Origin of the sequence: Pseudomonas fluorescens, from assembly GCF_902498065.1 — a bacterium.
Lineage (GTDB): Bacteria > Pseudomonadota > Gammaproteobacteria > Pseudomonadales > Pseudomonadaceae > Aquipseudomonas > Aquipseudomonas fluorescens_BJ.
This window is the reverse complement of record NZ_CABVIR010000001.1, coordinates 1,429,994-1,451,983: the sequence shown is the minus strand read 5'-3', so window position 1 is coordinate 1,451,983 and position 21,990 is coordinate 1,429,994. Positions and strand designations below refer to the sequence as shown.

Sequence of the window (21,990 nt, the reverse complement as noted above, 5' to 3'; positions counted from 1 at the left end):
TTTCAGAGCCTGAACCGGATAAATGTGTTGGGTGCTCTTACTCAATAAGACGTACGAGCTACTCAAATCATGAAGGCTCAGATGTAGAAATTTTGTCGCCATCACGTCACAAGCGTGTAAATCCCCGCAGAAACGCCCTCCAGCGCTCTAAATTTTTCTCGTGAATTTCGTTCCTACATGACGGCAGCACTATGCCTATTGGATCAGGAGCGAGCGTGATTATGACCAGGCAGTTAACCCGATTGAGCCTTGCCGCCGTGTTGGTGGGCTTGAGTCTTGCGGCAAACGCGCGCAGCCAGCCGGATTCGGCGGCGGCCGATATCCGCCGGACCAGCTTCGGCGTGCCGCATATCCGCGCCGACAACGAACGTGGCCTCGGCTATGGCATCGGCTACGCCTACGCCCAGGACAATCTGTGCCTGTTGGCCAATGAAATCACCACGGTGAACGGCGAGCGTTCACGCTATTTCGGCCCGGAGCAGTTCACGGTCGAAGAGCGCGAAAACCAGGTCAGCGACGTGTTTTTCAGCTGGCTGAACACCCCGCAAGCCGTCGCCGCTTTCTGGCAGGCGCAAACCCCGGAAGTCCGCGACCTCATCGAGGGTTACGTGGCGGGGTACAACCGCTCGCTGACAGAGCGTCGCGCGCAAGGTTTGCCGCAGCAATGCCAGGGCGACTGGGTGCGCGAGATTACCGCCCAGGACCTGGTCAAGTTGACCCGGCGCCTGCTGGTCGAAGGCGGCGTCGGGCAGTTTGCCGAAGCACTGGCCGGTGCCACGCCGCCCAAAGCCGTCGCGCAGAACACCGCGGCCTCGGCGCAGTTTCAGGTGGCTGCTGCGCGCATTCAACGCTTCGCACTGGATCGCGGCAGCAACGCGGTCGCGGTGGGCAGTGAGCGTTCGTTCAATGGCCGTGGCATGTTGCTGGCCAATCCGCATTTCCCGTGGGTCGGCGGGATGCGCTTCTATCAGATGCACCTGACCATCCCCGGCAAACTCGATGTGATGGGCGCCGCGTTACCGGGTCTGCCGATGATCAACATTGGCTTCAACCAGCACCTGGCCTGGACCCACACCGTGGACTCGTCCAAGCATTTCACCCTGTATCGCCTGCAACTCGATCCGCAGGATTCGACCCGTTACCTGCTCGACGGCAAGTCGTTGCCGATGAAGCAGCAGACCGTGACGGTGAAGGTGAAGCAACCTGACGGGCAGACCCGCGAGGTCTCTCATGTGGTCTACAGTTCGCCGTTCGGCCCGGTTGTGCAATGGCCGGGGAAACTGGACTGGGATAACCAGTTCGCCTACAGCCTGCGCGACGCCAACCTCGATAACGACCGGGTTCTTCAGCAGTGGTACGCGATGAACCAAGCAGTCAGCCTCGAGGAATTGCAGGCGTCGGTCCACAAGATCCAGGGCATCCCGTGGGTCAACACCCTGGCGGCGGACGATCAGGGGCAGACGCTGTACATGAACCTGTCGGTGGTGCCGAACGTCAGTGCCGACAAACTGGCCGCGTGCAGCGATCCACGGATCGGATTGGAGCTGATCGTACTCGACGGTGCCAACAGTGCCTGTGCCTGGGATATCGACCCGACGGCGGCGCAAAAAGGCATCTATGCGTCGGACAAGTTGCCGCAATTGTTGCGCAAGGACTTTGTGCAGCACTCAAACGATTCGGCATGGATGGCCAACCCGGCACAACCGCTCACCGGTTTCTCGCCATTGATCAGCCAGGACGGCCAGCCGTTGGGCCTGCGTTCACGCTTTGCCCTGGATCGCCTGGGCACCCTGAACAAGGCCGGACCGATTGCTGCGGCTGATCTGCAACGGATGGTGATGGACGATCAGGTGTACCAGGCGACTCAAGTGATGCCGGACCTGTTGCAGTTCTGCGCGGCGGACCTTGGGGCCGATGCGCCAACGCTCATGCCGCTGTGTGCCAGTCTGAAGGCTTGGGACCGTAGCGCGAATCTGGACAGCGGCTTGGGGTTTGTCCACTTCCAGAACGTCATGGAAGCGCTACAGGAAACGCCGGATGTCTGGCGTGTGGTGTTTGATCCGAAAGACCCGCAATACACACCGCGCGGCCTGGCGGTCGATCGCCCGGAAGTCGCCAAGGCGGTGCGCGAGGCGATGCTGGCGTCGGTGGCATCGGTCAACACGTCGGGGCTCAAGACGGACAGTCGCTGGGGCGATATCCAGGTCGTCAGCAGCGGTGGCCGGCAGACGCCGATTCACGGCGGGCCAGGCACGCTGGGCGTGTACAACGCGATTCAGAGCGTGCCGAGAAGCGACGGAAAACGCGAAGTGGTCAGTGGCACCAGTTATTTGCAAGTGGTGACCTTCGACGACAAAGGACCTCAGGCCAAAGGGCTGCTGGCGTTCTCGTTGTCCAGCGACCCGGCCTCCAAACATGCCAACGACCAGACGCTGGCCTTCTCGAAGAAACAGTTGAGCGTGTTGCCATTCACCGAGCAACAGATCACTTCGGACCCGCAGTACCAGGCACAGACGATTCGCGAGCAGGATGACAAAGCCGCGAAGGTGGCCAAACAGTAAATCGAGCAGTGTTTGAGTGCACAAAGAAGGCCGCACCCCGCAAGGGTTGCGGCCTTCAGCTTTTAGGTGGTTGCTGCGGCATGGAGTTTAGGACTGGATTGCCGTCCCTGTTGCGGGTCAGGTAGACCGGCAACACCTTGGGCAACGTCGCCACAAGGTTGTTGAGTTCCTTGATGTTGTAGATGCCACCGAGGCGGATTGAGCCGGTGCTGCTATCGGCGACCATCACCGGGGTGTTCAGATAACGATTGATCAATGGCAGGGCTTCGGACAGCGCCAGGTTATCGAGCACCAGTTTGCCGTGACGCCAGGCCAGTGAGCTGTCGTTGGCGTAGGTCTGGCTGATTTGTGGTGTGAAGTCGCCTTGTTTGTAGCGCGCCTGCATCGATGGCTCAAGCCGCAGGCCATCACCCGGCAGGTCATTGTTGCTACTGACCAGTACCGAGCCTTCAATCAGATTGACGCGCACCTGATCCTCGTACATCCAGACATTGAACTGGGTGCCGGTGACCCGAATTCTGCCGTCCGCCGCCCGGACGACAAAAGGGTGGTTCGTGTCGTGACTGACGTTGAAGAAGGCTTCGCCTTTTTCCAGCCTGACGCGACGCTGATCCTTGTAATTGCTGTAGGTCAGCTCGGTGCCAAGGTTCAGTTCGACCTGACTGCCATCGCTCAATGTGACCTGACGGACCGTATTGCCGGCTTCGAAATGCTGGTACGAGTTCGGAATCCAGCCCAGGTTCCACCCGCTGTAAGCCGCCAGTGGCAACGCCAGTGCACACACGGCTGCAGCGATGCCGAACGTGCGCCAGGGCGTTGCCGGTTGTAGGCGAGCGACGGGCATGACAGCTTCGGGACGAGGCAAATCTGCCGCGACATCCCAGATCTCCAGCATGGCCTCGTATTCGAACGCATGCAGCGGATCAGCATCAAGCCACTGTTCGAATGCATGCCGTTCCTCGGCCGTGCAGTCGGTGGCGTGCAAACGCATGCACCAGTGCGCAGCGGCATCGGTGATGGCGTCATATTGGGCTTGGGAGAGAGGGCTGTCGGTCATTGACTCATCCTGATTTCCCGCATTCTAACCTTGAGGGCAGTCTGCGAGAACAGCCGTCATGGCATTTGCCCATCAAACACCTGTTTATTTTCTGCAATCAGGGTATATCGACGTGTAACCGGCGTCCGAGATGACTGATTAACCAGGCCACGCTGTCGGCATTGCCGAGTTGTACCGCCAGGCGGGTCAGGGGATTTTTTTTAAAGGTATCGCGAGCACCGCTGAGGTTTTCTGCGCGGGTCAACGTCAGAATGTGCTCTTTTACCCGATCGGTGTTTTCCCAAGTGGTACTTCCAGGGTCTTCCCACACACCGGTGTCGGGATCCCGGGTCATGAACAGCTGTGTGTAAGGGGTCTTGATCGATAATGCGGTGTCCTGAATGTCGGTCAGTGCATTCTTGAGCTCAGTGGCGGTCACGCTGGCCGTGCCGATCAGGTCAGTGAAGGGTCTGCCGGCGTCCATGTAGGAAATGTCTTCGGTTTTACAGGCAATGTGCGAAAGCTCATGCAACAGGGTCATCGCCCGGGCATGCGTGTTGATTGGGAAGGTTGTGTCGGAAAGATGGTCGCGGTAATAATCGAAACCGGGATTGAAGAATTTTTCTGCCAGATAAACTGTCTTCTTTGCGTCTTTCGGAACGATAAAGCCGAAGGTGCTTTCTGCACCTTCGACCATCCTGCCTACGACAAATCGATTGGATTTGGTCTTTCTCAAAGTTGGGTCTAACAACGCGGTAAACAGGTCGCCCACGACTTTTTCCAGTTTCTCGACATGCGCGGGCAACACTTGCGGCACATCTATGAAACGCTTGATGAGTTGATGCACAGGGGTTTCTGTGTCATCGGATGTTTTCAGCAATTGCAGGTTTCGAAAGCTGTTCCAGGCATAGGTCGTTGCCAGGTCCAGCGCTTCGTCGATCTGACGAGCTTTTTGCGGAAAAAACCGTCGTATCTGCGGCATTCCCCGGGCGTCAATGTTCATGTCCTTCCAGGCAATTACCGCCGCTTGCAGCCGATTCACGAAGCTGAATTGCGGCGTCGGTGTATTCCGGTCGAGCACCCATTGTTTCGATGGGTTTTGACGCAGATAAGGGCCGAGTGTCTGTGTATCGGCAATGCGCCAGCGGCTGCCGCGTTTTGTCACCGGAAACACTTTGCCTTCAACCGGCCCGTAAAGCTGTTTCGACGTCGGATGCGCGTAGAGCCCGGGCGTTGAGTCGGGCTTCAGCGAATTCAGGTCGACATGCAGGCTTTCATGACGCTGCAAGCCTGTGCGCTCGTGGGCGGTGACCTTGATGTCCTGCCATTTGCAGGTGGCGTCGGGGTTTGCTGGTGCCGGTGCGACTGGCATAGAAGTCGCTGGCGCGTGGGTGTCCAGCGATTGGCGCAATGAAGCGAGTTGTGCGATCCCGCTAATGAATTCCCTGATGGCCGCGCCCCATTTGTGCGTCTGCAGGTCTTCGGCGGATTGCTTGATGTCCCGGTAACTTTTCCACACCGTGACGGGGTAGGCGAGTTTGCCCATGAAAAACGAGTACGCCTCGTGCAGGTCTTCGCCCAGTACGTGCTTGATGGTTGCCCACTCACTCTGCTTCTTGTCATCGGACTGACAACCGAGCAATCGGCCGAGCAACGCGGCATTGTCACGGAACAATTGCCCGAAGAGGTGCCCCTTGACGGGATTGGACGCCAGTGTGACCTCGGCATCGTTATTGCCTGCGGCTTGCGACGCGGCTCTTGTTACCCGGTTAGTGCGCGTCGCCATGCGGGTCTCCAGCATGATCCGGTCAGGATTCTCCAGGTTCATCAGGACCCAGTCGAGCAGTCCGCCGCGCGTCTTCAGTTCTGCCAGCAGCTGTGTTTCGCTTTCGTATTCTTTTATCCCATGCCGAGGACTGTGAGGTGCGAGGAGCACCTGCGGCGACGTGCTATCGACCGATGAACCGATCAGATAGACGCCGGGTACCTTGACTGTTTGCCCGCTCCTGACGCCGAGGAACTCCAGGGGCCGGATGATTGCGTGGGCACCGTTGACTGCCGCACGGGCGATGGCGTCGGGCATGTCCATGACCTGGCGAATCAGATCAAACCCGGTTTCGCTCAGGCGCTCCTGCAGTTTCTCCACATGGGCGTGGTGCATCAGTTGCCAGGGCAGCTGTGTGTAAAAACGCTGCCTGCGGTCCGCGTTCGCCGAGGTGTCTGCCAGGGCGGCGCTCACTATCTTCTGTTGATGCTCACCCGGTTTCAGATCGCGTATCAGGTCTTTGAGGTAGCGTTCGTCCATGCCCTCTGGAATGACTGTGTTATCCAGCGACGTCAGTGTGAGATAGACAGCGTCCAGGTCCTTTAGGTGAGTCAAGGCAAAGTCGGTCAGGGTTTGGGTGCTGGACGCAGACCTCGGGCTCGCTCTGATCTCGACCTGGACCTTGTCCGGATCAATGTTGAAGTCGTCTGCCTTGAGTTGTTTTTCCAGTTCATGGTGGGCGGTGCGCTGCAATGAGCGGATGCCGGTGAGGTAATCCTGGTCGTCTTGGACGTTGTGAAGGTATTGCTGAAGCAGTTCGCCATGCAGAATCAGCTCTTTGAGCGGCGCCTTGGCCAGCCACGCCGGCAGTTTTTGCTGGGTGGTCAGTGACTCGGCAATATCGGTCGCCCGGCGCAGTCCGGTCATCGGTTCGCGCAGGGCCACCAGATTCAGCAGACTGGCCAGCGGTTCGGGGGAGAGCGGGGTGACCAACGCCTGGGTGACACAGGCCTGGTCCAGATCGACAAAGGGCTTTTGCAAGTAATCGAGAAAATGCCCATGGACCCGTTGCAGTGGCGCCAGCGTGTAAGCCTTGCCTGGCGACCGCTCGCTCCGGCCGAGGTTTTCCAACAGCATGAAACGATGGTTCTCGTCTTTAAGGCGCCGTTCGAGCTCGTCCTTTAGCGGCGCCAGTGCCTTGAAGGCTTCAAATCCCAATGCCGGCGTCCACAGAATGGCCTTGCCCGAGTGCACCGGGTCCAGTCCGCCCCGTTCAGTGAGGACAAAACAACTGGCCAGTTTCAGCGGAGTCGCCGTGGTGCCGGCCTTCAACGCCAGGGAAAAGACCTCCGGCAAAAAACCGTTCAATGCCGCTCGCTGCAAGTGTATCGGGGTATCGAGCACGGTTTTGATGATCGCTTGTTCCGTCGCCCCCAGGGTGCGCGACACGGCGCGAAGCTTCAATTCGCTGCGCAGTGCCGTTGACAGGGTATGGGTAAAACTCGATTGCAAACCTGCCAGCGATAAATTGACGAGACTTTGCGCGTCGGTGAACGTGCGGGTCCTGGGGGGAATGGCCGGGTGTTTTTCAAGGCGTTGATCAAGTGCCTGTTCGACCGAGTTCAGCAGCGACAACTCGTGTTTGGCCAACTCGGCGCGGACGGTGGCCGGTCGGGCGTTTACGCGGCGGTCCGGGCGCGTGCTCCAGCGACCTTCGACATCAGCCAGGAGCAGGCGGTGATCGATCAATCCCCGGACGTCCAAGGCATTGTCGAGCAAGGCGTGAGGGTCCAGCGTGCCTTCGCTATCACGGTAGCGGCTCAAGGCGTGGCTGAGGTTTTGCCGTTGTTTTTCAACGACGTCGGCCATCACGCGTTCGAACACCGAGCCGATGACCGGCTCTCCCACGACCACCCGATCGTCCGGTTCCATCCCAAGAAAAGTACCGCGTTCGTCCAGCGACATGAAATTGAGCAGCGTGTCTTCATGCCCCTCGCTTTTGAGCATTTGCAGCACGATTTTTTTCACTGCGGGCAGATTGCTGGTGGCCTCGATGCCTCGGGACGGGCTGTATAGAAAACTCAGGGTGCTGGTGCCCCCGATCATCAGGGTCGAGGCAAGCTCGGCGAAATGTTTGAACAGGGTGGTGACCCGCACTTTTTCGATGTGAAGGGGATTGCCCGTGGCAGGGGCGAGGCTGACGTTCATCAGTTGCAGATATTCCTGCGTCGTTAAAGTGCCCTGCTGGCGTTGATGTAAAAGCCGCGTGTGAAACGTGTCGCGTATGCCGTCGGTGAAAAAATTCAGGCGCGACAGGCCATTGCTCATGGGCGTGTTCCAGAACGTCTCAAGCAGGCTGTGCAGGTGAGGCGTAAAACTTTGCGCGACTTCTTTTACGGCGCTTTCCCATGTCTGGTTGTCGGTATCGCTGCTGACGCTGTGCTCGGGATGGGTAAACACCCTGGAGTCGCCCGTCGGCCACTGGTTCGAAAGGTAAAAATGCAGGAGGGCCTCGCTCAGTGATATCGAGGACATCGTATGGGCCGTTTCGTGGTCATCGAACGCGGAACCCGTACTGACAAAACTCTTCAGCCGAGTCAGGCGTTGGTCCAGTTTGGGGAACGGTTTGTACAACGCGTGCTTGAGTGTGTCCTCCAGCATCGATTGCAAGGTGGGCATCTTGACCAGTTCGTCCGCCATCGCCTTGATGTTTTGCTCCTGCTGTTGCTTCAGGACGAATTCCTGGTCTTCGAACACCGCCCCTTCGATGTCAGTGGTGGAGATGTCGAGTGCCGTGGCAGCGGCCAAAGGCAGGCGTTGTTCGATGGAGAGAAAACGCAACAACTCACGTTTTCCAGTGGCCTGCGCCAACCACTCCTTGAGTTTGCTTTTGAGGTCGTCCATGTCGGCGAATTTGATCAAGCCCTTCCACGGTGTGTAGAGCGTGACCTCGCCATCGTTGGGCCGGCTCATGGCAAAAGCGCCGGCCAACGGGATGCCGGCCTTGCCTGGCAACGACAACAGCAGCCGGTAGGCCTGCATCGGTTTCACCTGTGTTTTGCGGGCTGACTGGGTCGGTAGATAAACGGCCTTCAGCCAGTTCAGATCATCCAGGCTAAAGGTCAGCGCGTGTTCTCGCTCGCCGGATTGCCTGGCAGCGGATGCGCGTTCCGCTTCGTCAAAAAAATACGGCAGTGCAGGTGTTGTCATGATGTTTCCTCGAAGGGCTGCGACGGTGTTCAGCGCAGGTCGTTGGGTCGAGGGGCAACAATAGGGGCCGGGAAAAGGCGGGGGGCGGTACATATTGCTTGCGCGAGAGACTTGACAGGACGCCGGTAAAAAAGCGCTTAATCGACCTGTCGCCCGTCTCTAAAAATAAAACTGGAGCTTCAGATGACCGCTTCGCCTGAAATGGCAGTCAGTTCGGCCAACTCAACCCTGGATTTTGATTCTCTCGTCCTTTTGCTCGAACGCATTTTCGTTCGTCACGGCACCTCTGCCGAAGTCGCCAGGACACTGGCCCTCAACTGCGCCGGTGCCGAACGCGATGGCGCCCACAGTCATGGCGTGTTCCGCATTCCCGGTTATGTGTCGACGCTGGAGAGTGGCTGGGTCAATGGCCAGGCCGTGCCGGTGGTAGAGGACGTGGCTTCGGGTTTTGTCCGGGTCGACGCCGGCAACGGCTTCGCCCAACCGGCGCTCGCCGCCGCTCGCCCCTTGCTGGTGGAAAAGGCCCGCAGTGCCGGAATTGCAGTGTTGGCGATCCGCAACTCCCACCATTTTGCGGCGCTGTGGCCGGACGTCGAACCGTTCGCCTACGAAGGGCTGGTGGCGTTGAGCGTGGTCAACAGCATGACCTGCGTGGTGCCGCACGGTGCCGATCGCCCGCTGTTCGGCACCAACCCGATTGCTTTCGCCGCCCCGCGCGCGGACGGTGATCCGATTGTCTTCGACCTGGCCACCAGTGCCATCGCCCATGGCGATGTGCAAATCGCCGCCCGCAAAGGTGAGCGTTTACCCGCAGGCATGGGCGTGGACAGCCTCGGTCAACCGACCCAGGACCCGAAAGCGATTCTTGAAGGCGGGGCGTTGTTGCCGTTTGGCGGGCATAAAGGTTCGGCGCTGTCGATGATGGTGGAGCTGTTGGCGGCGGCGTTGACCGGCGGCAATTTCTCTTTCGAATTCGACTGGAAAAATCACCCCGGCGCCAAAACACCGTGGACTGGCCAATTGTTGATCGTGATCGACCCGAGCAAGGCCGCCGGGCAAAACTTCGCCGAACGCAGCCAGGAACTGGTGCGGCAGATGCACGGTGTGGGACTTAAACGGTTGCCAGGTGATCGACGCCACCATCAGCGGGCCAAATCCAGCGCGGATGGCATTCCGCTCGATGCGCAGACATTGGCGAACCTGCGAGAGTTGGCAGGGATTTAGCGTCGAAACACGGATTCTGCAGGAGCCGGCATGCCGGCTCCTGCAGTGAAATGCGTTTAGCCAGTGTTCTCGTAAATTAAACGGGACCGGTTAACGACGACCCAGCAACAACCCGACAACCAACCCGAACCCGGCGGAAATGGCCACGGTCTGCCATGGATGCCCGCCAATATAGGTTTCTGTGGCTTCGACCGCGGGCAGGGTCCGGTCACGAACGCTGGTAACCGAATCCCGTGCCTGCTGGAGTTTCTGGGCGATTTGCCCACGGAGCGTCTCGGCTTCCTCACCGACCAGTGAGGCACTGCTTTTCAGCAGTTTTTCCGACTCTTCGATCAGCGCCTGAAGCTCGCTGAACGCTTGATCCTTGATTTGGTCTTCGGCGACTTGTGCGGTGGTTTTGCGGGCCATTGGGTTACTCCTTGCAGGTGAATGGGCAGTGAACAATGGAGTCTGCGACGATTGAAAAAGTTGCAGCGATTTTGCCTGTGGAGGCCATCCAGTCGAAAAATCCTGCGCAGGACATTTCTTCCTACAGTGTAAGATGTCGCCTATTTACGCAGCAGGTAACTCCCCATGAGCTTCAATCTGGCCGACAAACCCCTTGCCGAGCGCGCAGCGCTTGAAGATGAGAAATCCCGTCTGTTCGAACTCTGGCAGAACAACCTGGGTAAAGCCAAAGGTGAGGCCGCACGCTTGTTCGGCGAGCGCGCCAAGCGCAAAGGCAAATGGGCCGAATGGGTCCGTTCCGAACTCGACGGCATGTCGCCTCCGGAATTTGCCAACATGGTGCGCAGTGAAGTCAATCGCTTGATGGCAGCCAAGTAAGGCTGAACCTTACGCAAAAATCGCGACAATTGCCTCACGCACTTTCAACACCACCGGGTCGAGTTGCGTGCTGGTGCGCCAGCCCAGTTCGATCGGGTAACGCGGCAACGCCAAAGGGCAGGGCAGCAGCGCCAGCCCGGTGAGCGCTGCAAGGCTTCGAGCGGCATGCGCCGGAATGGTTGCCACCGCCTGACTGCCCTTGAGCAGATGCGGCAACGCTGCGAAATGCGTGGTCGAAGCGCATACCCGTCGGCTCCGTCCCAACGCGGCCAGCCCTTCGTCGGTGATCCCGATAAAGCCACCCGATGACACCAGAATATGTTCACGGGTGACGAATTCCTCAAGGTCTATGGTTTTCTGTCCCGCGACCAGACTGGTTGGGTCAACCAGACACAAGTAATCGCCTTCCCCCAGTACCTGACGGCTGAGCAACCGTTCGGCGAACCCGCCGGCCGTGATCGCCAGATCGATGCTGCGTTCCATCAACGCCTGCGCGACGATCTGACTGTGAGTCTGGCGGAAGATCAGCCGCAGCTTTGGTGCGGTGCGAGCAATCTCCTCGATCAAACGGCGCCCGTAGGCGATTTCGAAATCATCTGACAAACCGACCGTGACCGAACGGCCTTCGTAGTGATGGGCGGCCGGATCGACCATCGCCAGACTTTGCCGGCATTTGTTCAGTGCGTCGCTGACCACCGGTTTCAACTGATTGGCCTTGAGCGTCGGCGCCAGGCCTCGGCCGGTGCGCACAAACAATTGATCGCCGTACACCTCGCGCAGCCGGCGCAATGCCGCGCTGACCGCCGACTGCGTGACGCCCAGACGCAATGCCGCACGGCTGGCGCTGGACTCTTCATGCAAGGCTTCGAAGACTTTGAGCAGGTTGAGATCGACGGTGGCGATATTCATGGCGTTCATATCATTCAGCAGCGAACGGGGCTTTATTCATGATCCGGTAGCGCCTGAAAATGAGCAACACCCGATTCGAATGGAGTTATTGAGATGCCCAAGTCAATCGTTGCTGCACTGCAAATCGGCGCACTGCCCGGCGGCAAGGCCGACACCCTGGAGCAGATCCTCTCGTACGAAAACGCGATCCTTGAAGCCGGCGCGGCGCTGGTGGTCATGCCCGAAGCAGTGCTCGGCGGTTACCCGAAAGGCGAGGGGTTCGGCACGCAACTGGGTTATCGACTGCCGGAAGGTCGAGAAGCATTTGCCCGGTATTTCGCCAACGCCATCGACGTGCCTGGCGCAGAAACCGAAGCGCTGGCCGGGTTGTCGGCGCGCACCGGGGCCAACCTGGTTATTGGCGTCATCGAGCGCGCCGGCAGCACCTTGTATTGCACCGCGTTGTATTTCGATCCGCAGGCTGGACTGGTCGCCAAGCACCGAAAACTGATGCCCACGGGCACCGAACGGTTGATCTGGGGCAAGGGCGATGGCTCGACGTTGCCGGTGATCGACAGCCAGGTCGGGCGGATCGGTGCGGTGGTGTGCTGGGAAAACATGATGCCGTTGCTGCGCACCGCGATGTACGCCAAAGGTGTGGAGGTGTGGTGCGCACCAACGGTGGACGAGCGGGAGATGTGGCAGGTCAGCATGCGCCACATCGCCCATGAAGGTCGCTGCTTTGTGGTCAGTGCCTGTCAGGTTCAGGATTCACCGCAAGCCCTGGGCGTGGAGATTGCGAACTGGCCGGCGGACCGACCTCTGATTGCCGGCGGCAGCGTCATCGTCGGCCCGATGGGCGATATTCTGGCTGGCCCGCTACGCGGCGAGCGTGGACTACTCACCGCTGAAATCGACACTGACGACCTGATCCGCGCGCGCTACGACTTCGACGTCGTCGGCCATTACGCGCGCCCGGATGTGTTCGAGTTGACCGTGGATGAGCGGGCCAAACCCGGCGTTCGGTTCAACGCATGACCAAAGCTGAAGTCACCAAGTGCCGACTGTCGACCCCGGCAAGCTGAGCCTGCCACTGTCGGTGAATCGCATCGTGCCGAACAAGCCTCCGGCCAGTTTGCCGCGCAAGACATAAGGCAGGTTGTTCAGCGTTTGGGTCTGGCTCAGGCCCAGTGTCTGGCGCAGCACCGAGAACGCCGAAACACTTACAGGAACGGTCAGCACTGTCTCGGAAAAGCGCGCAATCGAGCCCGACTGATCACTGACGCCGGAGGCGAGGGGCTGGCCGTTGACTGACAGGTCCAATGCCACGCCGTTGTAGGTGATCGCGGTTTCATTGGGATTCTGCACGCGGATTTTTACCGCGAAACGCACTTCCATGTCCTGGCTTTGCAAGGGTTCGAAACCGACCACGTTGATGTTCAGCGGGTCGCGATTGGGCAGCAGGGCGCAGGCGCTCAGCGAGAGCAAAAGGAGGGAAAGGACAACGGCGTGGACGCGGCGCATGGACATGCTCTCTTGAAGAAAAAGGCCGAACCACCAGTGGCTCGGCCTTGAGCCTGTCTAGCGGTTCAACTGTGCGACAACGGCGGGCGTGGCGGGTTCACCTTTGGCCGGCACATCCGGGTTTTCCATGACCTGGAGGATCGAGGCTTCCGGATCGAAATCATCTTCTTCCAGCTCGATGAATTCTTCGGGCAGGAAGATGTTCAGCACGATAGCGCACAAGGCACCGACGGTGATCGGCGATTCGAAGATGTTATGCAGCGCCTTGGGCAACTCGCGCAACACCTCTGGCACGGCCGCCACGCCCAGGCCCATGCCGAGGGAAATCGCCACGATCAGCATGTTGCGCCGATGCAGGCCGGCTTCGGCGAGGATCTTGATGCCGGCCACCGCCACGGTGCCGAACATCACCAGTTCAGCGCCACCGAGCACCGGTTTGGGCATCAGTTGCAGCACCGCGCCGATCATCGGGAACAACCCCAGCACCACCAACAGACCGGCAATGAAAAACGCCACGTAGCGGCTGGCCACGCCGGTCAGTTGAATCACGCCGTTGTTCTGCGCGAAGGTCACCATCGGCATGCTATTGAACACCGCCGCCATGGCCGAATTGAGACCGTCCGCCAGCAGACCGGACTTGATCCGGCGGATGTAGATCGGGCCTTTGACCGGCTGCCGGGAAATCATCGAGTTGGCCGTCAGATCACCGGCGGCCTCCAGCGGCGACACCAGGAAAATCACCGCGACCGGGACGAACGCGACCCAGTCGAAGTTGAAACCGTACTTGAACGGCACCGGCACGCTCATCAGCGGTACGTCAGGCATGCTGCCGAAATCCACGTGGCCCATGAGCCAGGCGACGACATAACCGAAGGTCAGGCCGATCACGATCGCCCCGAGGCGCAGGAACGGCACGTCCACCCGGTTCAAGACCACGATGGTGCCCAGCACCAGCGCCGCCAATGCCAGATGACTGGCCGCGCCGAGGTCCGTCGCGCCGAAACCGCCGGCGATATCGGTCATGGCGACTTTGATCAGCGACAGCCCCATCAGCGTGATGATCGTCCCGGTCACCACTGGCGTGATCAGCATCCGCAGTTTGCCGATGAACTGGCTCAGCACCACTTCAATAAACGCGGCGAAAAAGCACACGCCAAAGATCGTCGAGAGGATTTCATCGGTGCCGCCACCGCGAGCCTTGACCATGAAACCGGCGCTGAGGATCACGCTGATGAACGAAAAGCTGGTGCCTTGCAGGCACAGCAAACCGGAACCGATCGGGCCGAACTTCCGCGCCTGGACGAAGGTGCCCAGGCCCGAGACAAACAGCGCCATGCTGATCAGGTAGGGGATTTCGCTTTGCAGACCGAGGGCGCTGCCCATGATCAGGGTCGGGGTGATGATGCCGACGAAACTGGCGAGTACGTGTTGCAGGGCGGCGAAGACGGTAGCGGTCAGATGCGGGCGGTCGTCGAGGCCGTAGATCAGGTCGCTGTGGCGCGGGGCAGGGGCTTTTTCAGAGGCGGTCATGGTGGTTTGCGTGCCGAAGGGCGGGCCGGGTCAGAAAATGGAGGCGCAGGATGCCAGAAAATTCATCGACTTACACAATCCCACAGGGGGATTACGGAGACCTCTAAGCAAATGCCGCAAGCAAATCCTCTTCAAACGCCTTTTGCGCATCCCCCGGCACTTGCGCCCGGTGGCGGGCCAGATGAAACGCCACGTCGAAACTCATGTCGCTGCGGCGCACGGCCCTGAGCAATCCTTTGTCTTCCCAACTGCGGGCAAAGTGGCTGGGCAGATAACCGACATGCTTGCCGGAAAGGATGAAGGCGAGGGTGCCTTCGACCTGTTCCGAACGCGCCGAACACCGCTTGCCCTGGAAGGGCTCGTCGCTGCGCAGGAAACGGTAAGGGTGATCCACCCGGTCGCACGCCTGCAACGCTTGATCGTCCGGTGCATCGTCGGTGAACAACGGATGGCCGGAGGCGCAGTACAAGTGCTGGGTTTCCGTGAACAGTTCGCGGTAGTCAAACGCGCTTTGCACCTGTGAGAAATAGCCGATCGCCAGGTCCAGCCGTTGTTGCAGCAGCAAGCGCTCCATCTCACCAGGCATGGCGCTGATCAGCTCGATACGCACCGACTCATCGCGCTCGCGAAAACGCCGGATCGCCTCGGCCACCCGTTGCAGCACCGATTGATCCACCGCTTCGGACAGCCCCAGGCGCACCTCGCCGATCAGCCGGCCGGCCACGCCATTGGATTGATGACGGAACGCCTCGATGGACTCGAACAGTCCGCGCGTCGCGGTCAGCAGTTGTTCGCCTTTGGGGGTGATCCTGAATCCGCTCTTGCCGCGACTGCACAGCCGATAGCCGAGCCGGGTTTCGAGCCTGGCCATTTGCTGGCTGATGCTCGATTGGCTCAGGCCCAGCTCACCCTGGGCCGCGCTGAAACCGCCGCATTCCACCACGCTGACGAACAGACGCAGCAATTGCAGATCCACATCGTGAAGCTGGCCGAGCATCAAACATTACTCCGCAATAAAGTCAGGGTAACTGACTTGGTATTTTTCCAATGTATCCGACGACGCATGCTGCGGCCACTTCCTCTGGTCAGGTGTTCGTCATGGCTCCCTCATTCAAGCTGTGTTTACCCGCGTTGTTCCTTTCCATGGCGGTGTCGGCTCAGGCCGAGGAAAAGGTCGTCAATCTCTACAGTTGGGCCGATTACGTGGCTCCGGAAACCTTGCAGCGCTTCGAGCAGGAAACCGGCATTCACGTGCGCTACGACACCTTTGACTCCTCGGAAGTCCTGGAAACCAAGCTGCTCACTGGCGGCAGTGGTTATGACGTGGTGGTGCCGTCGTCCAGCGTGCTGGCGCGCGGGTTGGCGGCCGGTGCGCTGAAGGCGATTCCCCACGAAGGCCTCAAGGGCTACGCCAACCTCGATCCGGACTTGCTGGGAAAACTCGCCGCGGTCGATCCCGGCAACCGTTATGGCGTGCCTTATACCTGGGGCACGCTGGGGCTCGGGATGAATGTGGAGGCGGTGAAGAAACGCTTGCCGGATGTGCCGCTCGACAGCCTCGATCTGCTGTTTAAACCGGAATACGCCAGCAAGCTGAAAGAGTGCGGCGTGGCGATCATCGATTCGCCGCAGGAGGTGATCGGTCTGGCGCTGCACTATCTGGGTAAAGATCCCTACAGCACCGACAAGTCCGATCTGTCAGCCGCCGAGGCATTGTTGCATCAGCTACAGCCGAATGTGCTGTACGTCGCCAGCGGTCGGCAGATCAACGATCTGGCAAACGGCAGCGTCTGCCTGGCCTTGACCTACAACGGTGACGCCAGCATGGCGGCCGATCAGGCGCGCAAGGCCAACAAACCGTATGAAGTGGCGTACCGGATTCCGAAGGAGGGCACGCTGGTCTGGCAGGACAACCTGGCGATTCCCAAGGATGCACCGCACCCCGAAGCTGCCCGCGCTTTCATAGAATTCATGTTGCGCCCCGAATCCGTGGCGGCGCTGACCAATACGCTGTTCTTTGCCACCGCCAACCAGGCCGCCACACCGCTGGTGGATGAGGCGGTGCGCACCGATCCGGACATTTTCCCCCTCGCCGATGTGCGCGAACGGCTGTACGCCGACCGCAGCATGAGCCTCAAGGACATGCGTCAGCGCACCCGTTTGTGGACCACTTTCCGTAGCCGCCAGTAATTCAATAAGAAGGAGCACCTGATGGACGTCCCAGTGCAAAACGATCAGGCCATGACCCGCGACAGTCTCTACGGGACTGCCGCCGAAAGTACCTACGCCGGTATCACCAGTTTCATGCGTCGTCGTTACAGCCGCGACTTGCGCGGCGTCGACGTGGCGGTCAGTGGTGTGCCGTTTGATACCGCCACCAGCAACCGCCCCGGCGCGCGTTTCGGACCTCGCGGCATTCGCGCGGCGTCCACCGGGATCGCTTGGGAACGCCATTGGCCATGGACGTTCGACCCGTTCGATCATCTGGCGGTGATCGACTACGGCGATTGCGACTTCGATTACGGTTCGCCGCAGTCGGTGCCGGAAAGTATTGAAGCCCATGCCGAGCGCATTCTGAATGCCGGTTGCGCCATGCTGACGTTCGGCGGCGATCACTTCATCAGTTACCCGCTGCTCAAGGCGCACGCCCGTAAACATGGAGCGCTGTCGCTTATCCATTTCGACGCGCACAGCGACACCTGGCCGGATGAAGAGGGCAAGCGCGTCGATCACGGCACGATGTTCTGGCACGCGGCCAAGGAAGGTCTGGTGGACCCGTCGCGCTCGGTGCAGATCGGCTTGCGCACCACTAATGACGATCATCAGGGGTTTCAGGTGCTGGATGCCCGGCAGGTGCATCGTCGAGGGGTGGACGCGATTGTCGAGGCCATTCGGGCAAGGGTCGGCGACAACCCGGTGTACCTGACGTTCGACATCGATTGCCTCGATCCAGCGTTCGCACCCGGCACCGGCACGCCAGTGTGTGGCGGTTTGAGTACGGTGCAAGCGCTGGAAATCCTCGGCGGTTTGCGCGGGATCAATCTGGTGGGGATGGACGTGGTGGAAGTGGCGCCGGCCTACGACAGTGCGGACATTACCTCACTGGCAGCGGCGACGTTGGCGATGGAGATGCTGTGTTTGTATGCGGCTAAACATAAGGTGGATCGGTAATCCACAAACCAATGTGGGAGCGAGCCTGCTCGCGATAGCGGACTGACATTCAACATCTTTGTTGACTGACGGGGCCCCATCGCGAGCGGGCTCGCTCCCACAATTGTATCTGCGTCAGGCCACCGGGATTATCGGCAGATCCAGAGTTTCGCCACCGCTAAACCGCGCAACAGAACCGGCAATGGACTCATGCGGTACACCCTTGGCCACTTCGCTGACGCCATCCAGTCGCGACACCTGATCGGCACTCAACTGCACGTTCAAAGCGCCCAATGTCGCATCCAGTTGCTCACGCGTGCGTGAACCCAGAATCGGAATCAACGCCGTGGTCGAGCGTTTGGCTTTGTCCCGCAGCCAGGCAATGGCCACGTGCGTCGGGCTGGCGCCTAGCTCCGCCGCGACCGCGAGCAAGGTGTCGAGCAGGGCGGTTTCGCGGGCACTTTTCTCGGCGTGCACCAGCATGCCCAGTTTGGCGGCACGGTTGTTCTCGTCACCGGAGCGGTATTTGCCGGTGAGGAACCCGCCACCCAGCGGCGACCACAAGGTCGCGGCCAGCCCTAACGCTTCGGCCATCGGCAGTTGTTCACGTTCAGCCGTACGCTCGGCGAGGCTGTACTCGGCCTGAATGGCGGCAATCGGCGCAAAACCGCGCACTTCAGCCAACAGATCGGCACGGGCGATGCGCCACGCCGGGAAATTCGACAGGCCGGCGTAATGAATCTTGCCGGCGCGCACCAGATCATCAAAACCACGAAGGATTTCTTCCATGGGCGTGACGCCGTCGCTCATGTGCGCCCAGAACAGGTCGATGTGATCGGTCTTGAGCCGTGTCAGGCTTTCTTCCACGGCGCGAACCATGTTCTTGCGATTGTTGCCGGTGTGGGAAATGCCTGCGGCCGGCGTAGTCCCCAGCGTGTATTTGGTGGCGATGACCAGACGATCGCGCTCGGTGGCGATGAACTCGCTGAGCATGGCTTCCGACTGACCACCCTGATAGCCGTTGGCGGTGTCGATGAAATTGCCGCCGGCCTCCAAGTAGCCATCAAAAATGCGCTTGGCTTCATCGCGTTCGGCGCCATGGCCCCAACCGGTACCAAAGTTGCCGGCACCCAGCGCCAATTCCGCAACACGCAAGCCGGTTTTTCGGCCGAACACTTTGTAATGCATGGGATGACTCCTGAAGGAAGACGCTGTGACTGAGTATAGATGTCGTAAAACATGTATTTAAGATGATGCCAATAATGTATTGGGTCAAGACGCTTTTTCATGAGGAGCAAAAAGGCCGACCATCGGGCTCATCGCCACTGCCACTTTCTGACAGGGGCCTCTGCTAATCTCCGACATCTTTTCCGCACAGAGCCTGCCGATCGTGTCTCGTACAACGCGTTTACTGACCTTGTTGCAAGTGCTTCGCGGCAAAAGCCGCCCGGTCACGGCGGCGACACTTGCCCGCGAGCTCGAGATTTCCGAGCGTACGCTCTACCGCGACATCGCGGAACTCACCGCACTCGGCGCGCCGATCTACGGCGAGGCGGGCATCGGTTACGTGTTGCGCAGCGGTTTGTTCCTGCCGCCTCTGATGCTCAACGCCGACGAAACCGAAGCCATCGTGCTGGGGTTGCGTTACGTGGATCAGCGCGGCGATGAGGTATTGAGCAAAGCGGCCGCGAACGCGTTGGCCAAGATCGCTGCGGTGCTGGCGCCCGAAGCGCTGGACGCCTTGCACAATCCAACCGTGCTGCCGGGCCCGCCCGGTTACGGCTTTGCGCCCAACGCCGTGCCGCTGACGGTGTTTCGCCAGGCGATCCGCGATCAGGCCAAGTTGCACATCGACTATGCAGACGCCCAACAAGTCCCGAGTCAGCGACTGATCTGGCCGTTGGCCCTGGGGTTTCTCAACGAGGTGCGAATCATCGTCGCCTGGTGTGAGTTGCGCGGCGCCTATCGGACGTTCCGCACCGACCGGATCTCAGCGGCGAACGAGCAGGGCGAGCGTTATCCGGGGCGGCGCAGCGACCTGTTGCGCACCTGGCGCAAACAGATGCAACTGGATGAATCGGGGCGTTTCACTCCTGACAAGAACTGACACAGGGGTGTTCTAGCATGGCGTCAGAACCAACCCACAAGGAGCTGTCACCATGTCCCATCCTGCCTCTGCACTGGCGCCCGCCATCGCCGCTTACATTGCTGCCGCCAATACCGGCGACACGTCGAGGGTCGCCAGTTTTTTCGCTGAGGACGCCAATGTGTTCGATGAAGGTCAGCACCGGATTGGCACCCAGGCCATCGCCCAATGGATGCAAGACACCGGCCGGCGTTACCAGCCCAAGGTCGAAGTGCTCGACGTGCAACAGCGCACCGGCAAGGTGCTGGTGCACAACCTGATCTCCGGGACGTTTCCCGGTAGCCCGCTGGAGTTGCGTTACATGTTTCGCCTGAACGAACAGGGCAAGATCGCCCGGCTGGACATTTCACTGTAGACGTCGCGTTGCGATGGCATACTGCCGCGCATGAATCTCGACTCCCCGTTAAGCGCCTGGCAACACGCCATTGAACAGAAGGGCTTCGTCCAGGACGAAGCCCAGGAACATGCCGTCTGGGCGCTGCAAAAATGCTACGAAGCGCTGCATGAAGGTCGCACCCCGGTCATGGGTGTGTACCTGTGGGGCCCGGTCGGGCGCGGCAAAACCTGGCTGATGGATCAGTTTTACCAAAGCCTGCAGGTCCCGGCCCGGCGCCAGCACTTTCACCATTTTATGGGGTGGGTGCATCAACGCTCGTTTCAACTGACCGGCACCGCCGATCCGCTCAAAGCCCTGGCCCGCGAGCTGAGCGAAGCAGTACGCGTGCTCTGTTTCGACGAGCTGTTCGTCAACGATATTGGCGACGCAATCATTCTCGGGCGCTTGTTTCAGGTGATGTTCGAGGAGGGCGTGGTGGTGGTTTGCACGTCCAACCAGCCGCCAGACATGCTTTACGCCGATGGCTTCAATCGCGACCGCTTCGTGCCCGCCATCGAGGCAATCAAGCGTCACATGCAGGTGATTGCGGTGGATGGCGGCGAAGATCATCGCCTGCATCCCGGCGCCGGTTTGCAGCGCTATTGGGTCGCCGCGCCCGGACAGCCCAGTGCGCTGGGGGAGGTGTTCAAGGCACTGAGCGCCGGTCAGTCGGTGTCCAGTGAGCCGATCGAGGTTGGCTACCGTTCACTGAACGTGGTGCAGGCCAGTGCAACGGTGCTCTGGTGCCGATACGCCGACCTCTGCGAACAACCCTTTGCCGCCATGGATTTCATGGCGCTGTGCGACACCTTCAAGGCTATTCTGTTAACTGACGTGCCCAACCTCAGCGCGCAAAAACGCGCCGGTCGCATTGCCCGTGGCACCGAAGACGGGGTCGAGCGGGTAGTGGCGGGGGATCGCGAATTGCCGCAATTGTCGGTGCACGACGACGGTGTGCGGCGCTTCATCGCGTTGGTGGACGAATGCTATGACCGCAAAGTGCCGTTGTACCTCGAAGCTCAGGTGCCGATGGAGTCGCTCTACACCGACGGCTATCTGGAATTTCCGTTCCGCCGCACGCTCAGTCGCCTGCAGGAAATGCAGCTGCAACGTTTCGCCGACGCTTGAACCCAAGGAGCCGCGAACATGATTCAGCCCTTGTCCCATCATTTGCTGACCATGGCTTATCAGAACGCCTGGGCCAATCATCGACTGGCCAAGGCCTGGAGCCAATTGAGCGCGCTGGAGCTGACGGCGCCCCGCGTCAGCTTTTTCCCCAGCCTGCGGGCAACCCTTAACCACATCCTGACCTGCGACTGGTTTTACGTGGATGCGCTGGAACGGGAATTACGCGGCGATGTTCCGCATCCTGAGTGCACTGTGTTTTTCAACAAAGACGAGCCGTTCACCGCCGCCGCAGATCTTCAGCGCGAACAGGCCCATGTGGATCGCCGGTTGATCGCTTACTGCGAGCAGATGCGCGACGCCGACCTGGGCAAGATCGTGACCATCGCCCGAGACACACCGCAACACGACAGCCGATTACGCCTGCTGTCCCATCTGTTTGAGCATCAGATTCATCATCGTGGGCAGGTGCACGCGATGCTCAGCGGTACGTCGGTTGAACCGCCACAACTGGACGAGTTTTTCTGTACCGGGGAATCGGGTTTGAGGGCTGCGGATTTCGCCGAACTGGGGTGGACCGAAGCGTTGATCTGGGGGCATTGAAAGCTGCTTTTCCCCTGCAGGAGCGAG

18 protein-coding genes are annotated in these 21,990 nt (G+C 59.9%); 10 read left to right on the top strand and 8 right to left on the bottom strand.

The genetic code is table 11. From position 1 onward, the window contains the following. Positions 1-215 precede the first annotated feature (215 nt). The gene (locus tag F8N43_RS06875) at positions 216-2,561 is read left to right on the top strand and encodes an acylase (protein WP_150653457.1); all 2,346 of its coding nucleotides are present in this window, start codon (positions 216-218) and stop codon (positions 2,559-2,561) included. Between the two features lie 55 nt (positions 2,562-2,616). Here the strand turns inward: F8N43_RS06875 and F8N43_RS06870 are convergent, their stop codons facing one another. Together F8N43_RS06870 and F8N43_RS06865 are read right to left on the bottom strand one after the other, a co-directional pair. Continuing rightward, positions 2,617-3,618: a FecR family protein gene (locus tag F8N43_RS06870; protein ID WP_150629768.1), complete on the bottom strand. Its 1,002-nt coding sequence runs from the start codon at positions 3,616-3,618 to the stop codon at positions 2,617-2,619. A 97-nt stretch (positions 3,619-3,715) separates the two neighbouring features. Further along, positions 3,716-8,572, bottom strand: a complete 4,857-nt coding sequence (locus F8N43_RS06865; RefSeq protein ID WP_150653456.1) for a dermonecrotic toxin domain-containing protein — start codon at positions 8,570-8,572, stop codon at positions 3,716-3,718. Positions 8,573-8,755: 183 nt separating this feature from the next. Between F8N43_RS06865 and F8N43_RS06860 the strand changes: the two genes are divergently transcribed. Beyond that, positions 8,756-9,796 (top strand): Ldh family oxidoreductase, encoded by a 1,041-nt coding sequence (locus F8N43_RS06860; RefSeq protein WP_150629764.1) that lies wholly within the window; start codon positions 8,756-8,758, stop codon positions 9,794-9,796. Between the two features lie 90 nt (positions 9,797-9,886). On the opposite strand, the gene F8N43_RS06855 is transcribed toward F8N43_RS06860, so the two are convergent. Beyond that, positions 9,887-10,204 carry a DUF883 family protein gene (locus F8N43_RS06855; protein WP_150629763.1) on the bottom strand — a complete coding sequence of 106 codons (318 nt, stop codon included), beginning with the start codon at positions 10,202-10,204 and terminating at the stop codon, positions 9,887-9,889. A gap of 165 nt (positions 10,205-10,369) precedes the next feature. Between F8N43_RS06855 and F8N43_RS06850 the strand changes: the two genes are divergently transcribed. After that, the gene (locus tag F8N43_RS06850; RefSeq protein WP_007937833.1) at positions 10,370-10,621 is read left to right on the top strand and encodes a hypothetical protein; all 252 of its coding nucleotides are present in this window, start codon (positions 10,370-10,372) and stop codon (positions 10,619-10,621) included. A 9-nt stretch (positions 10,622-10,630) separates the two neighbouring features. Here the strand turns inward: F8N43_RS06850 and F8N43_RS06845 are convergent, their stop codons facing one another. After that, a complete protein-coding gene (locus F8N43_RS06845) occupies positions 10,631-11,539 on the bottom strand; it encodes a LysR substrate-binding domain-containing protein (protein WP_150653455.1) in 909 nt (302 codons plus the stop codon). An 84-nt stretch (positions 11,540-11,623) separates the two neighbouring features. Here F8N43_RS06845 and F8N43_RS06840 point away from each other — a divergent pair, with 84 nt between their 5' ends. Beyond that, positions 11,624-12,547, top strand: coding sequence for a carbon-nitrogen hydrolase family protein (locus F8N43_RS06840; protein ID WP_150653454.1), 924 nt, complete (start codon positions 11,624-11,626; stop codon positions 12,545-12,547). Between the two features lie 12 nt (positions 12,548-12,559). On the opposite strand, the gene F8N43_RS06835 is transcribed toward F8N43_RS06840, so the two are convergent. The 3 genes from F8N43_RS06835 to F8N43_RS06825 all read right to left on the bottom strand — a co-directional run bounded on the left by F8N43_RS06835 (position 12,560) and on the right by F8N43_RS06825 (position 15,560). Then, on the bottom strand, positions 12,560-13,033 hold the full coding sequence (locus F8N43_RS06835; RefSeq protein WP_150629757.1) for an LEA type 2 family protein: 474 nt from the start codon (positions 13,031-13,033) through the stop codon (positions 12,560-12,562). 57 nt (positions 13,034-13,090) lie between these two features. Next, complete coding sequence (locus F8N43_RS06830; RefSeq protein WP_150653453.1) at positions 13,091-14,563, bottom strand: nucleobase:cation symporter-2 family protein; 1,473 nt, start codon at positions 14,561-14,563, stop codon at positions 13,091-13,093. A 103-nt stretch (positions 14,564-14,666) separates the two neighbouring features. Next, entirely contained in the window at positions 14,667-15,560 is an 894-nt protein-coding gene (locus F8N43_RS06825) for a LysR family transcriptional regulator (protein ID WP_150629753.1), read from the bottom strand. Between the two features lie 101 nt (positions 15,561-15,661). Between F8N43_RS06825 and F8N43_RS06820 the strand changes: the two genes are divergently transcribed. Together F8N43_RS06820 and speB are read left to right on the top strand one after the other, a co-directional pair. Next, complete coding sequence (locus tag F8N43_RS06820) at positions 15,662-16,753, top strand: polyamine ABC transporter substrate-binding protein (RefSeq protein ID WP_150653452.1); 1,092 nt, start codon at positions 15,662-15,664, stop codon at positions 16,751-16,753. A gap of 21 nt (positions 16,754-16,774) precedes the next feature. Beyond that, positions 16,775-17,734, top strand: a complete 960-nt coding sequence (speB, locus tag F8N43_RS06815) for an agmatinase (RefSeq protein WP_150653451.1) — start codon at positions 16,775-16,777, stop codon at positions 17,732-17,734. 114 nt (positions 17,735-17,848) lie between these two features. Here the strand turns inward: speB and F8N43_RS06805 are convergent, their stop codons facing one another. Beyond that, complete coding sequence (locus F8N43_RS06805; protein WP_150629745.1) at positions 17,849-18,901, bottom strand: aldo/keto reductase; 1,053 nt, start codon at positions 18,899-18,901, stop codon at positions 17,849-17,851. A gap of 202 nt (positions 18,902-19,103) precedes the next feature. Here F8N43_RS06805 and F8N43_RS06800 point away from each other — a divergent pair, with 202 nt between their 5' ends. The 4 genes from F8N43_RS06800 to F8N43_RS06785 are packed head-to-tail and all read left to right on the top strand — an operon-like array spanning position 19,104 to position 21,963. Beyond that, the gene (locus F8N43_RS06800) at positions 19,104-19,820 is read left to right on the top strand and encodes a helix-turn-helix transcriptional regulator (RefSeq protein ID WP_150629743.1); all 717 of its coding nucleotides are present in this window, start codon (positions 19,104-19,106) and stop codon (positions 19,818-19,820) included. A gap of 52 nt (positions 19,821-19,872) precedes the next feature. Then, positions 19,873-20,214 (top strand): nuclear transport factor 2 family protein, encoded by a 342-nt coding sequence (locus F8N43_RS06795; protein WP_150629741.1) that lies wholly within the window; start codon positions 19,873-19,875, stop codon positions 20,212-20,214. A 30-nt stretch (positions 20,215-20,244) separates the two neighbouring features. Further along, on the top strand, positions 20,245-21,363 hold the full coding sequence (gene zapE / locus F8N43_RS06790; RefSeq protein WP_150653450.1) for a cell division protein ZapE: 1,119 nt from the start codon (positions 20,245-20,247) through the stop codon (positions 21,361-21,363). Positions 21,364-21,381: 18 nt separating this feature from the next. After that, positions 21,382-21,963 carry a DinB family protein gene (locus F8N43_RS06785; protein ID WP_150639010.1) on the top strand — a complete coding sequence of 194 codons (582 nt, stop codon included), beginning with the start codon at positions 21,382-21,384 and terminating at the stop codon, positions 21,961-21,963. The last annotated feature ends 27 nt before the right edge of the window (positions 21,964-21,990 follow it).

Excerpts from the sequence above, each read along its gene's own strand:
- F8N43_RS06785 (WP_150639010.1), top strand. The coding sequence starts at position 21,382 with ATGATTCAGCCCTTGTCCCATCATTTGCTGACCATGGCTTATCAGAAC.
- F8N43_RS06835 (WP_150629757.1), bottom strand. The coding sequence starts at position 13,033 with ATGCGCCGCGTCCACGCCGTTGTCCTTTCCCTCCTTTTGCTCTCGCTG.
- F8N43_RS06850 (WP_007937833.1), top strand. The coding sequence starts at position 10,370 with ATGAGCTTCAATCTGGCCGACAAACCCCTTGCCGAGCGCGCAGCGCTT.
- F8N43_RS06855 (WP_150629763.1), bottom strand. The coding sequence starts at position 10,204 with ATGGCCCGCAAAACCACCGCACAAGTCGCCGAAGACCAAATCAAGGAT.
- F8N43_RS06840 (WP_150653454.1), top strand. The coding sequence starts at position 11,624 with ATGCCCAAGTCAATCGTTGCTGCACTGCAAATCGGCGCACTGCCCGGC.
- F8N43_RS06870 (WP_150629768.1), bottom strand. The coding sequence starts at position 3,618 with ATGACCGACAGCCCTCTCTCCCAAGCCCAATATGACGCCATCACCGAT.
- F8N43_RS06830 (WP_150653453.1), bottom strand. The coding sequence starts at position 14,563 with ATGACCGCCTCTGAAAAAGCCCCTGCCCCGCGCCACAGCGACCTGATC.
- zapE (WP_150653450.1), top strand. The coding sequence starts at position 20,245 with ATGAATCTCGACTCCCCGTTAAGCGCCTGGCAACACGCCATTGAACAG.
- F8N43_RS06795 (WP_150629741.1), top strand. The coding sequence starts at position 19,873 with ATGTCCCATCCTGCCTCTGCACTGGCGCCCGCCATCGCCGCTTACATT.
- F8N43_RS06860 (WP_150629764.1), top strand. The coding sequence starts at position 8,756 with ATGACCGCTTCGCCTGAAATGGCAGTCAGTTCGGCCAACTCAACCCTG.
- F8N43_RS06865 (WP_150653456.1), bottom strand. The coding sequence starts at position 8,572 with ATGACAACACCTGCACTGCCGTATTTTTTTGACGAAGCGGAACGCGCA.
- F8N43_RS06825 (WP_150629753.1), bottom strand. The coding sequence starts at position 15,560 with ATGCTCGGCCAGCTTCACGATGTGGATCTGCAATTGCTGCGTCTGTTC.
- F8N43_RS06845 (WP_150653455.1), bottom strand. The coding sequence starts at position 11,539 with ATGAACGCCATGAATATCGCCACCGTCGATCTCAACCTGCTCAAAGTC.
- F8N43_RS06805 (WP_150629745.1), bottom strand. The coding sequence starts at position 18,901 with ATGCATTACAAAGTGTTCGGCCGAAAAACCGGCTTGCGTGTTGCGGAA.
- F8N43_RS06820 (WP_150653452.1), top strand. The coding sequence starts at position 15,662 with ATGGCTCCCTCATTCAAGCTGTGTTTACCCGCGTTGTTCCTTTCCATG.
- speB (WP_150653451.1), top strand. The coding sequence starts at position 16,775 with ATGGACGTCCCAGTGCAAAACGATCAGGCCATGACCCGCGACAGTCTC.